Source organism: Collinsella sp. AF29-7AC, assembly GCF_003475665.1.
Lineage (GTDB): Bacteria > Actinomycetota > Coriobacteriia > Coriobacteriales > Coriobacteriaceae > Collinsella.
On the sequence record NZ_QRQX01000002.1, the window covers coordinates 139,171 to 151,093 of the forward strand.

Here is an 11,923-nt window from a genome sequence, read left to right on the forward strand (position 1 = left end):
TTAATGATGCAAAACGCGCCCGAGGCAACCTTGCCATCGGGCGCGTTTTGTTATTCAGGCCAGATAAACTGGGTGCGGCCGGCCTCGCCGCCATCGATCAGCAGGCTCTGCCCGGTCATAAACCGGTTGGTCACGCCCACAAAGTAGATCCACTCGGCGATCTCTTGGGCGGTGGCCCAGCGCTTAAGCGGCGTGAGCTCCATAATCTGGTTCCACAGGCGCTCGTCTTCCATCACGCAACGGTTGAGCGGCGTGATAACGCCGCCCGGGTCCACACTGTTGGCGATGGCCTGCGGCGCCAGGCGGTTTGCAAGGTTTTTGGTGTAGGCGATAACGCCGCCCTTGCTGGCAGCATAGACAGGAAACTCCGATCCCGTATGTCCGCTCGCCGACCCCACATTGACCACGGATTTGATAGCCGGCGCCGGCTTGGCGGCAAGCCCCTCCCCCACAAAGGCGTAGCGCTCAGTCACGTTGATGGTGCCACGCAGGTTGGCGGCAATGTCGTCGGCCGAATCCTGCGTACCGGCAACGTTCACGATTACCTGGGGTTCAAGGTCAACTGGAAACGAGTCCGGCTCGCGGACATCAACGATCAGATGGCGGTAGCGCTCGTGTTCGATCGCCGCCGGCAGCAGATCAAAGCCCACGACCTCGTGGCCCTCGTCCAAAAAGCGCTGCACGCACGCGGCTCCGATACCGCCCGAAGCGCCCGTGATCAAAACCCGCATGCTTGCTCCTTAGGCGGTTGCGTGACGCTCGAGGTACTCGGCACCCACATTCTCGCGCTCCCAGCCGCGCACGACCTTGTAGCCCACGGGGCTCAGGAAGACCTCGCACAGCAGCTCGGCAACAGCGCCGGTCAGCGAGCACATAAGAACCTGCACCCAGGTCCAACCAAAGAACGTGTGGCTCACCACAATGGCAAAGACCAGGTTGTCGACAAACTGGCCAACACCCGTGGACACATAGGAGCGGAAGGCGAAGCTCGCAAAGTTATTCTTTTTGAGCATACGGCCGAGCGACTGGTTGAGCGTGGAGTTAACCACGGCAGAAACGAGCATTGCCAGCGAAGAGCCCAGCACCACGTACCAGGTGCCGCCAATGGTGGCGTTAAGGGCGCTGTTGACCTCGATCATGCCTGTGTCGTAGTAGGCGCCCCACATGCCGGGCGTGAGCGAGCATGCCCAAAAGCACAGGCTCACGGCCAGGTTGACCAGCAGCGCGAGGATAGAGATTTTGATGGATGCCTTGGCGCCAAAGCGCTTGCAGATCATGTCCTGGCACAAAAACGAAACCCAGCTCACCACAAAGCCGCAATCGAGTGCCAGATACGGCAGGCTGATGAGCTCTTTGTTGGCCAGTAGGTTCATCATGATGACGCTCACGAAAAACAGCGAAACCGTTGCCGCGGGAATGCTCCGCAACAGGACCTTGTAGTCCTCCATGACCTTCTTGATCATTATGTACTCCTTTGGTTTTAGGTTTAACGAGCAGGATATCGGACCCGAACTGCTCGGACGCCCCGGTCTTGAGACGACGGTGGGTATGATAGCCGCTCATACGGCATCAGGCAAGTAAACGGCGCGGCAGCCCCGCAGGGCCACCGCGCCGATGCATTAAAAGGCTACGTTGCCAAACTCCGACAGGATAAGATCGGGGTTGTGATCGGTTGCCCAATCCACGTTCCACGGGCTCGTGAACAGCAGCAGCTTACCGCCGCGCATGTCCTCGACGCGCAGCGTGTCACGCGTGAGCGAAAGGCCCGGGATATCAATGGTATCGGGGTCGTTCTGAATCCAGCGGATGTCCGTATAGGGCAGCGGCTGGCGACGGACCTCAACACGATACTCGGCCTTGAGGCGGCGCTCGAGTACCTCAAACTGCAGCACACCGACCACGCCCACGATAACGCTCTCCATGCCGGCACCCAGCTCGCGGAAGATCTGGATGGCACCCTCCTGGGCAAGCTCCTCCATACCCTTGACGAACTGCTTGCGCTTGAGCGTGTCGACCTGCGTAATGCGAGCGAACATCTCGGGGGCAAACGTCGGGATCTGCGGATACTGCACGTGGCGCTTGCCGGAGCACACGGTGTCGCCGATGCTAAAGATACCCGGATCAAACAGGCCCACGATATCGCCCGCGTACGCCTCGTCAACAATCGCGCGGTCATCGGCCATCATCGACGTGCCCGTAGCAAGCTTAAGCTTGCGGTTGCCCTGCACGTGGAAGGCGTCCATGCCGCGCTCGAACTTGCCCGAGCAAATGCGCACAAAGGCGATACGGTCACGGTGGTTCTTGTCCATGTTGGCCTGGATCTTAAACACAAAGCCGCTAAAGTCATCGCGGCAGGGATCGACCGGCTCGCTGGTAAGCGTATCGGTATAGGAGCGCGGCGTCGGGGCCAGACGCAGGAACTCCTTAAGGAAGGGCTCCACGCCAAAGTTGGTAAGCGCCGAGCCAAAGAACGCCGGGCTCAGCTTGCCGCAGGCCACGGCATCCAAGTCGAGCTCGTCGCCGGCGCCATCGAGCAGCTCGATGTCGTCCATCAGGTTCTTATGGTTCTCCTCGCCGATGAGCTCATCCATGGAAGGATCGCCCAACTCGGCCTCGACCTCGGCGACCTTCTTGGTGGCGTTGGCGTGACCGTCGCCCTCAAAGGCGATAACGCGACGGGTCTGACGGTCGAACACGCCGCGGAAGTTGCGGCCGCTGCCGATCGGCCAGTTCATGGGATACGTATTGATACCCAGGACGTTCTCGATCTCTTCCATGAGCTCAAACGGATCGCGAGCCTCGTGGTCGAGCTTGTTCACAAAGGTAAAAATGGGAATATGGCGCAGCGTACAGACCTTAAAGAGCTTTTTGGTCTGGGCCTCGACGCCCTTGGCGCCGTCGATGACCATGACCGCGGCGTCGGCGGCCATGAGGGTGCGGTAGGTATCCTCCGAGAAGTCCTGGTGGCCGGGGGTATCGAGGATGTTGACGCAGGCGCCGTTGTAGGTGAACTGCAGCACCGAGGAGGTGACGGAAATGCCGCGCTCCTTCTCGATGTCCATCCAGTCCGAGACGGCATGCTTGGCCGAGCTCTTGCCCTTGACCGAGCCGGCAGTTTGGATGCTGCCGGTATAGAGCAGCAGCTTCTCGGTAAGCGTGGTCTTACCGGCGTCCGGGTGGCTGATGATCGCGAATGTGCGGCGCGACGAGATTTCATCCGACAGGCTTGCCATGCGGATCCTTTCTTGCATTGAGTGCATTACGTCGATGTAACCGCACTATTGTAGCCGCGAAATCCCGCTCTAGGGCGCCTATCAGGACAAATTCATCAGCCAAGCTCGCTGTGTAGTGGGCAGCCGCCTTACGCACTGTCTCAATCTGTAACAGAAAGACGGGTTTTACCGTTCCTGGTGTTACAGATCGAGATAAACGGCTGGGAAGACCAGCGCCGTCTCAATCTCCGTCTCAATCTGTAACAGGAGGACGGGTTTTGAGCTTCTACCTGTTACAGATCGAGATAAACGCGCAGGCGGGCGACCAATGTCTCAATCTGTAACATCTAGCCACCAAAAACGGGCCTTAGTGTTACAGATTGAGATGAACGAGCAGGAAGGTCGGGACTGTCTCAATCTGTAACAGGTAGACACCAAAATCGGCTCCAGATGTTACAGATCGAGACAAACGAACGAAGAGACAGGCGAGCCTACATTTCTTCTTGCATAACTGTGCATAGTGTATATATACTGTGCTTACCGGTTATATACACGTGTAGCCCAACAGCTAAGGAGCCGCTGTGGACATCATCCTATCCAATTCGAGCGACAAGCCCATCTACGAGCAAATAGCCTCGCAAGTCAAAGCTCAGATCCTTTCGGGCGCGCTCGCTTCGGGAGCCAAACTCCCCAGCATCCGTGCGCTCGCGAGCGACCTCGGCGTGAGCGTCATTACCACCAAGCGTGCCTATGCCGACCTGGAGCAGCTCGGCTTTATCTGCACCGTGCAGGGCAAGGGCTGCTTTGTCGCCGAGGGAAACCAGGAGCTCTTGCGCGAAAACCAGCTCTGCCATATCGAAGAGTTGCTTGCGCAGGCCGCTACGCAGGCCGAAACCCTGGGCGTCACGCGCGACAAATTGCACGAGATGCTCGACCTTGTGGCCCCCGAAACCATGCAGTAGCCATCTGCAAGAAAGGCTATACCATGCAAAACCTTTTAGAACTCAAAGGCATCTCACGCCGTGTGAGCGACCGTTTTTCGCTACGCGATGTCACGCTTACCGTGGAGCCCGGCCAGATTGTCGGCTTTGTGGGCGCAAACGGCGCCGGCAAGACAACGACCATTCGTGCCGCGCTCGGGCTTATAAAGCTCGATGCCGGCAAGGTGCATCTGTTTGGACAGCGCTGCGACACCAACGCGCCCGACGAGACGCAGCGCCACCTGCGCTCCCGCGTAGGCCTTGTCCTGGACACGTGCCCCTTCCCCTCCACGCTCAAGGTGGGCCAGATCGAGAGGCTCGTAGGCCCGGCGTACCCCACGTGGAGCTGCGAAACGTTCGCCGGGTTCATCGACCGATTTGGCCTCGATCCCAAGGCAAAGGTCAAGGACCTCTCCCGCGGCATGGGCATGAAGCTGCAGCTCGCGTGTGCGCTCAGTCACAATGCCAAGCTGCTCGTTTTGGACGAAGCCACCGCGGGCCTCGATCCCATGGCGCGCGAAGAGCTGCTCGACGAGCTGCTCGCCTTTGTTTCCGACGGCCAGCGCAGCGTGCTGCTCTCGAGCCACATTACGTCCGACCTCGATCGCGCCGCCGACCGCGTCATCTGCATCGATAACGGCTCGATTGTGTTTGACCTGCCGCGCGAGGACATTACTGACCGCGCCGGCATCGCCCACTGCACCCAGGCACAGGCCGCCGAGCTTATGGCTTGCGTCGAAGCCGCCCGTGCCGCCCACCACGCCTATAGCGTGGACGTGCTCGTGCCCAACCGTCGCGAAGCGCTCGAGGCCTTTCCCGAGATTCCCTGCGATCGGGCAACCATTGATGACTACCTGCGCCTCACGCTGAAAGGAGCTTCGAAATGAAACGCGCCTTTATGTCCGAGCTCGCCATCGTTCGCACGCTTGTCCCGAGCATCGCGGGCGTCGGCCTGTTCATATTCGTTGTGCTGACGCTCGCCAACACGTCTGGTGGCGACTCCGGCATGAGCGCCGGCGCCTGCGCCGTCAGTGCCATGTCGCCCATCCTATTCATGAACTCACTGGCCGGTTACGACAATCAAAACGGATGGGAACGCTATCGGGCAACGCTGCCTCTCACGCGCAAAGACATTATTTGCGCACGCTACCTGTGCATCGTTGTCTTCTCGGCCATCATGGCCTGCGCCGCCGTGCTTTTGAACATCATCGCCCTTCCGTTCTTCAACAGCGCGGGCGTGACCTCGACAGGACAAACCGTCTTTGAGATTGCAATAGCCTCGGCAGCCTCGATGCTCATCTCCCTCATGATGGTGTTTTTGGCGCAGCCGCTGTTCTTTCGATTTGGACACATGGAGGCGTTGCGCCTATCCGTTGGCCTGTTTGCCCTGCTTGGTTGCGGCACCATGGCCACGCTGAGCTCCTCCAACCCCATCAGCAACTGGCTCATGTCGATTGCCGGGGCAAATCCCGATCCCGCCGTCCTCGGCTGCCTGTGCGCAGGAATTGCCGTCCTGGCCCTCGTGCTATTTACACTGAGCTGCGCTATCAGCACCAAGGTCTATCGAGCGCGCGACCTGTAGGCAGGCGCGGTATCATCGGACATGCGCCACAGATCGGCGTGGCCCATTATTGGGAAGGCGCTCAACCCGTGTCGTGGATTACAGCAGCATTTTGAAAATAACGACCCGTCAAAGGGCACAAGCTCAAGTTGGACACCCTCACACCGGGCTTGAGATGTTTGTATTGACCGTGCGCCGCCGTGCTACTTGCGCAGCGGCTTGGGCAGCGGAATGCCTGCCGCAATGACGGCGGCGATGATCATGCAGACGATGCCCTTGAGCGGGAAGCACATGAGCAGCAGGCCCACGACCATGACGGGTTGGCGCATGACGGCGCCCATCGTCGAGGCGGTGCAGACGGCGACGCAAAAGACCGGATCGGCGCCGGTAAGGATAGCGAAGCCGTAGCCCAGGCTCACGCCCGAAAAGATAACCGGGAAGAAGTGACCGCCGCGCCAGCCCATGTTGATGAGGGCGGGCGTCAGCATGGCCTTGACAAGACCGGTTGCAATAAGCGCGCCAGCGGGAATGGTCATATAGGTCTTCATAAGCACATCGGCCTGCGTCTCGCCGGCAAACATGGTGTAGGGCAGGACCGTGCCGCAGATGGCGAGCGCCAAACCGGCCAGCATGGCCTTGACGACAGGGCGCTCCTCTATGGCGTGGGCCAATGCCTCGCTCGCGTGCTCCGAAACAAAGTACAGCCAGCCACAGGCCGTGCCGACGAACGCCAGGGGAATAAGCCAGGCAAGCTCGAGGTTGCCCACCTGCGCGGCCTCGAACCTCGGCATGCCCATACCGCCGCCCATAAGCCTGCCGAGCAGCAGATAGGTGCCCAGACCGCCGGCAATCGCGATGCCGTAGACCACGGTCTTTTGCGCCTTGGGCAGCTTGATGGTGATCTCATCGGACGCGGAGTCCTCGCCAGCGCCCTGGCCGTCGGCGCTACCGGCGAGCGGCGCCACAAAACCAAAGACGGGCGCGGTAAAGAGCGCCGTCAGGGCGGCCTGGGTACCCAGCAGCGTGAGCTGCCTAAACTCGGCACCAAAGCGACGCATGCGGTCGCCGACCCAGCTGCACAGACCCGCGATAACGCCGGTCAGGCCGGCCTCCGGTCCAATGCTTCCGCCAAACAGCAGCGGCAGCAACGCCGCGAGCGAAAGCTTGCCCAGGTTGTCGTACGGATAGCGACCGTCTTGCTTAACCTTGGCCATTACCTGGTTGAGGTCATCGGTCTTGGTGCCCGTCATCTTTTCGTACAGGCCGATCAGCAGGCCGCCCAGCAGGCAGACGAAAAACGGATACGGCAAAAACCCGAACGGGCCGCTCGCGAGCTCGGGTGAAGCGACGCCCAGCATATGCGGGATCTCGGTCCATAGATAGTCGATACCGCGCTCCATCGCAAAGAAGAACAGCCAGACCGCGGTGCCCGCAAACGCACCGGTCGCAGCCACGCTCACTAAGAACAGCGCACGGTTTTTGGGTTTTGCAAGGGTATCCATCGGGACCTCCCGTGGTCAAATCGACAAAGATACGTTTTATTGTAGGACGAGCAGGCCTCGGGCGGGCTAACCATCTACGCCGCGAACGGTGCCGTTGGGTGCCGCACGAGCGATGAGCCTAAGGCTTAGGCGCCGATAATCGATGCGATTTGACGCAGGTCGTCGGCAAAGTAGATGCCGGTCTGGCGCTGCGGGCTCGATAGGCCCTTGTCGATCATGCGCCCGAGCAGCGACTTAAGATCGTTGTAGTAGCCCCCGAGGTTGTACAGGATGCACGGCGCATCGAGATGCCCCAACGACACGGCGGACATGACCTCGGCAATCTCCTCGAGCGTGCCCGTACCGCCCGGGAAGGCGATGAACGCGTCGCCGAGCTCGATCATCTTGGCCTTACGCTCGGCCATGTCACTCGTCACGATGAGATCGTCAATACCGTCGTGTTGAAACTCTGCCTCGATAAAAAAGCTCGGCTCAACGCCCGTCACATGCCCGCCAGCATTGAGCACGCTATCGGCAAGCGCGCCCATCAGGCCCGACTTGGAGCCGCCGTATACCAGCGCGTGGCCGTTGGAGCCAATCCACGTGCCGAGCTCTCGCACTGCAGGCAGAAACGCCGGGTCGTTGCCGACGCTCGCGCCCAGGTATACCGTGATATTCATATTCAGTCCCCCTCGTCGTGACGCGCGTCGCCCGTTCTAGCGTTGGCGTCGGCGATATTCGCGCACACGGCGCGACAGGTCGGCGAGCTCGTCACGATCGAGCTCTTCCAAATGCTCTAGATCGTCCATAAAGCGCGCCATGGTGTCCTTTTGACGCATCTTGATGAGCGTGTTGCAGTAGTTCACCGCCACGCCCGTGAGCATGGCGATGTAGAAGATGCTGATGACGCTCAAAACGACGGTGATAGCGCGGGCAACCGGCGTCTCGGCCGGGATATCACCGAAGCCGATCGTCGATACGGTCTCAAAGCTAAACCAGAGGCCGTCGCCAAACGTGAGGGTCGTGGGCTCGGACAGCCAGACGGCCGTCGAGCACAGCAGATAGAAGACGAGAAACAGGCCCGTGATGCGCGCAAAGCCAGCCTGGCGCAACACGTCAGCAAGCGTCCTCAACTTGTTCATCGCGACCTCTTTTCCCAGACGCCCAATCACATTCGCTCGGTATTGTCCCACGCCTCCCCCGCAAACGGAACTAGTCATTGGGGACGTTCTTAAATGACTAGTCAAACAAGAACGTCCCCAATGACTACCTGACCGTTTAGCGGTGCGGTGGCTGAGTGGGCAGGTTGAGCTGGTATCCTTATGTGATACTGTCTCGACTCGATAGGATTACATGTGAAACCTTCCGCCATCCTTCGTTTGGCTCTATATCGCACCCTAGCCGTCGCGGTTGCCGTACTCACCGTACTGAGCGCCGTCATGCCTGCCCCCGCCTTTGCCGCCGACTCCGACCAGCAGGTCAAGACGGTTCGCGTTGGCTGGCTCGTCAACAACAAAGGCTTCCAGGAAGGCACGCCGGGCGAGCGCCTCTCGGGATGGGGCTACGAGTACCTCCAGACCCTCTCGTATTACACAAAGGGCTGGCAATACGAATACGTTAGCGGCACCTTCTCCGAGCTTATGGACATGCTCGAGGCAGGCGAAATCGACCTCATGCCCAACATCTCGTATTCGGCAGAACGCGAGCAGAAGCTGCTCTTTTCCTCGAACCCCGAGGGCACCGAGCGCTACTACATCTACGCCAGGCCCGACCGCGACGACCTGGCCAAGGGTGACCCCCAGGCGCTCCAAGGCCTCACCATCGGCTGCAACTCTGGCGTTATGCAAACTATCGTCGGCCAGCAGTGGCTCGCCGACGAAGGCGTTACCTGCACCTATAAAGAAATCGACACCGGCAGTGCCCTCTTTGAGGCGCTTGCAGACGGCGAGGTCGACGCCGTCATCATGAACGACACCATTTCGTCGCCCGATGCGTCACCCATGTTCTACGTAGGCTCGAGCGACTACTATTTTGCCGTTCCCAAAAGCCGCCCTGACCTGATGAACGACATCAACGCCGCCATGACGACCATCGCCCGCGATAACCCGCGCTATAACGAGGAAGTCAAAACGAGTTACTCGACCCAAAACAGTGGCTCGTCATCGCTCACCGGCACCGAGACCACCTGGCTCAAAGAAAACGGCAATACCATCACGCTCGGCTATCTTAAAAACCAACTTCCCTACTGTACGCAAAATGACGACGGCGAGATGGAAGGGTCGCTCGCCTCGCTTGCAACGACGCTGCACGACAAGTTTGACATTACGGTCAAAACAATCGCACTCTCGAACAACAAGCAAATGATCAAAGCCCTTTCCAACGGAACCATCGATGTCGCCCTGCCGTTGTTTCGCGACTACTGGCTCGCCGAGCAGACAGGGGTCATCCAGTCAAACTCGATGGGAACGGTTTCGCTGACCGCCATTCACAATGGCAAAAACCTGAACAGCGACCTTAAGAACATCGCTTGTACAAAGAGCACAATCGTTAACCGTTTTGAGCTCGAAAGTCTCTTTCCGAACGCAACGGTAACCGAGTATTCGAATGACGGCGAGGTGCTCAAAGCCCTCGATGAGGGGAAGGCACGTTGCATCATTGTCCCCAGCACGCGCCTGGAAACTCTCCGCGACATCTACGACATCGAGGATTTCGAAACACAGGAACTCACCAACACGGCACAACTATCGTGTTTAATTTCGCGCGGCAAGCCCGAGCTGCTGGGAATCATCAATAAGGGCATCGTCAATGCAGGTGAATCGCTCTCTGCAAACAGCTATTTCCCCACATCGTACTCGGCGCAAGAATCGGATGCGTTCCGACTTCTCTACCGCAACCGCATCGTCATTGCGGCAGTCGTCATCTGCATTTTGCTCACCGGCATCGTCATCCTTGTCTGGTCGCTTTACCGCGCACAGGAGGAACGGCAGAAAGCCGATGCCGCCAACGCCGCCAAAACCGCTTTCCTCACGCGCATGAGCCACGACATCCGCACGCCGCTCAACGGCATCCTGGGCCTTATCGAAATTGAGGAATTGAGAGAAGGCGACATGCAGGTCGCCCGCGAAAGCCGCGCCAAGGCACGCGTTGCCGCCAATCACCTGCTGTCACTGATTAACGACATCCTCGAGATGGGCAGGATCGAGGAGCGCAAAGTGACGCTCGAGCACGAATCATTCAACCTTAAAGAGCTGTGCGACAATGCGCTCGTACTGTGCAAGCTCCGCGCATCGGACCGCGGCATAACCATGCTCGACACCAGCGAGCCCTACGCTGTCGACCAATATATGATCGGCAGCCCCACCCATATTCGGCAGATCCTTGTCAACCTGCTCGACAACAGCATCAAGTACAACAAGCACGGAGGCACCGTCACGTTCTCATCGACCATCAAGCCGGTCGACGACGAGCACGCCGTGTTTTGCTTTAGCGTCTCGGACACCGGCATCGGCATGTCGCCCGAGTTTCTTAAGCACATCTACGAACCGTTTGCCCAAGAGGGCAACGATGCCCGCAGTAAATTTCAGGGAACTGGCATGGGCATGCCGATCGTCAAATCGCTCATAGACATGATGGGAGGCACGATTGAGATTTCGAGCGAGGTCGGCGTGGGAAGTACGTTCAACGTCCAGATTCCGCTCGATATCGACAAGAACCCTCAGGCAAGAGAAGGTGCGGACGAGCAGGCGATCAGCTGCTCGCTTGCCGGCATGAACGTTCTTTTGGCCGAAGACAACGAGCTCAATGCCGAAATTGCCCAGGCCCTGCTCGAAAGCGAAGGCATCGTCGTAACTCGCGCCGCCGACGGCAAAGAAGCGGTCGAACTATACACTAGTCGTCCCGCCGGCAGCTTCGATGCGATCCTGATGGACATTATGATGCCGGGCATGGATGGCTACGAGGCAACCCGCGCGATTCGCCTGAGCGAGAAGGCCGATGCAGCCGACATCCCCATCATCGCGCTCACCGCCAATGCCTTTGCCGAGGACGTACAAGCGGCACGTGACGCCGGCATGAACGCCCATCTGCCCAAACCGCTCGACTTTAACAAGCTCAAAAGCATGCTCGCCCGCATCAAGCAAAACGGAACTGTTTCGCTATAGTTTGTGCCCAACTGTCATGCACAGTTAGAAAGGAAGCCGACGATGTTTAGACCCTTACGCCGAAAGAAACGTGCCATCACCGACGAGGAGGCGCGCGAGCTGCTGGCCACCTGTAAGCGCGGCGTCTTTGCCGTTAACGGCGATGATGGCTACCCATACGCCATTCCCGTCAACTACTTCTTTGACCCCAAACACGACAAGATTTATTTCCATGGCGCCAAGGCTGGCCACAAGGTCGATTCGCTCAAGCGTGACGATAAAGTCTGCTTTACCGTGTACGGCAACGAGTGGTACAAGGACGACGACTGGGCTCCCTACGTTATGAGCACCGTGGTCTTTGGCCGTTGCCGCCTGGTAGACGAGACGCCTTCGTTTATCGAGGACAAAGTCCGCCAGTTAGCGCTTAAGTACTACCCTTCTGCCGAAGAAGTCGAGGAGGAAATCGCCAAAGACATCAAGGGCGTCCAACTCTACGAGATTTCGATTGAGCATCTTTGCGGCAAGCAGATCCATGAAAAGTAAGCCCAAA

11 protein-coding genes are annotated in these 11,923 nt (G+C 58.9%); 5 read left to right on the plus strand and 6 right to left on the minus strand.

Annotated features, from left to right (window positions below; all coding sequences use genetic code 11):
- Positions 1 to 50: 50 nt before the first annotated feature.
- The 3 genes from DWZ15_RS01360 to DWZ15_RS01370 form a co-directional block, all read right to left on the minus strand.
- On the minus strand, positions 51 to 731 hold the full coding sequence (locus DWZ15_RS01360) for an SDR family NAD(P)-dependent oxidoreductase (protein ID WP_117805920.1): 681 nt from the start codon (positions 729 to 731) through the stop codon (positions 51 to 53).
- 9 nt (positions 732 to 740) lie between these two features.
- Positions 741 to 1,463, minus strand: a complete 723-nt coding sequence (locus tag DWZ15_RS01365; protein WP_233539975.1) for a VUT family protein — start codon at positions 1,461 to 1,463, stop codon at positions 741 to 743.
- A 156-nt stretch (positions 1,464 to 1,619) separates the two neighbouring features.
- Positions 1,620 to 3,233 carry a peptide chain release factor 3 gene (locus DWZ15_RS01370; protein ID WP_118448871.1) on the minus strand — a complete coding sequence of 538 codons (1,614 nt, stop codon included), beginning with the start codon at positions 3,231 to 3,233 and terminating at the stop codon, positions 1,620 to 1,622.
- A gap of 560 nt (positions 3,234 to 3,793) precedes the next feature.
- Here DWZ15_RS01370 and DWZ15_RS01375 point away from each other — a divergent pair.
- From DWZ15_RS01375 to DWZ15_RS01385, 3 genes are read left to right on the plus strand one after another with little or no spacing between them, the layout of a single operon-like run.
- Positions 3,794 to 4,174, plus strand: coding sequence for a GntR family transcriptional regulator (locus DWZ15_RS01375; RefSeq protein ID WP_118448874.1), 381 nt, complete (start codon positions 3,794 to 3,796; stop codon positions 4,172 to 4,174).
- Positions 4,175 to 4,197: 23 nt separating this feature from the next.
- Positions 4,198 to 5,079, plus strand: coding sequence for an ABC transporter ATP-binding protein (locus tag DWZ15_RS01380; protein ID WP_118448877.1), 882 nt, complete (start codon positions 4,198 to 4,200; stop codon positions 5,077 to 5,079).
- The gene (locus DWZ15_RS01385) at positions 5,076 to 5,774 is read left to right on the plus strand and encodes an ABC-2 transporter permease (protein ID WP_118448880.1); all 699 of its coding nucleotides are present in this window, start codon (positions 5,076 to 5,078) and stop codon (positions 5,772 to 5,774) included. The genes DWZ15_RS01380 and DWZ15_RS01385 overlap by 4 nt, the downstream gene beginning before the upstream one ends.
- 182 nt (positions 5,775 to 5,956) lie before the next feature.
- Here DWZ15_RS01385 and DWZ15_RS01390 read toward each other — a convergent pair whose 3' ends face one another.
- The 3 genes from DWZ15_RS01390 to DWZ15_RS01400 all read right to left on the minus strand — a co-directional run bounded on the left by DWZ15_RS01390 (position 5,957) and on the right by DWZ15_RS01400 (position 8,376).
- Complete coding sequence (locus DWZ15_RS01390; RefSeq protein ID WP_118448883.1) at positions 5,957 to 7,255, minus strand: chloride channel protein; 1,299 nt, start codon at positions 7,253 to 7,255, stop codon at positions 5,957 to 5,959.
- 125 nt (positions 7,256 to 7,380) lie between these two features.
- The gene (locus tag DWZ15_RS01395; protein ID WP_117758274.1) at positions 7,381 to 7,914 is read right to left on the minus strand and encodes a TIGR00730 family Rossman fold protein; all 534 of its coding nucleotides are present in this window, start codon (positions 7,912 to 7,914) and stop codon (positions 7,381 to 7,383) included.
- 36 nt (positions 7,915 to 7,950) lie between these two features.
- On the minus strand, positions 7,951 to 8,376 hold the full coding sequence (locus DWZ15_RS01400; protein WP_055252221.1) for a potassium channel family protein: 426 nt from the start codon (positions 8,374 to 8,376) through the stop codon (positions 7,951 to 7,953).
- Between the two features lie 213 nt (positions 8,377 to 8,589).
- On the opposite strand from DWZ15_RS01400, the gene DWZ15_RS01405 reads away from it, so the two are divergent.
- Together DWZ15_RS01405 and DWZ15_RS01410 are read left to right on the plus strand one after the other, a co-directional pair.
- A complete protein-coding gene (locus tag DWZ15_RS01405; RefSeq protein ID WP_118448886.1) occupies positions 8,590 to 11,394 on the plus strand; it encodes a transporter substrate-binding domain-containing protein in 2,805 nt (934 codons plus the stop codon).
- A gap of 42 nt (positions 11,395 to 11,436) precedes the next feature.
- A complete protein-coding gene (locus DWZ15_RS01410; protein WP_118226627.1) occupies positions 11,437 to 11,916 on the plus strand; it encodes a pyridoxamine 5'-phosphate oxidase family protein in 480 nt (159 codons plus the stop codon).
- Positions 11,917 to 11,923: the final 7 nt, after the last annotated feature.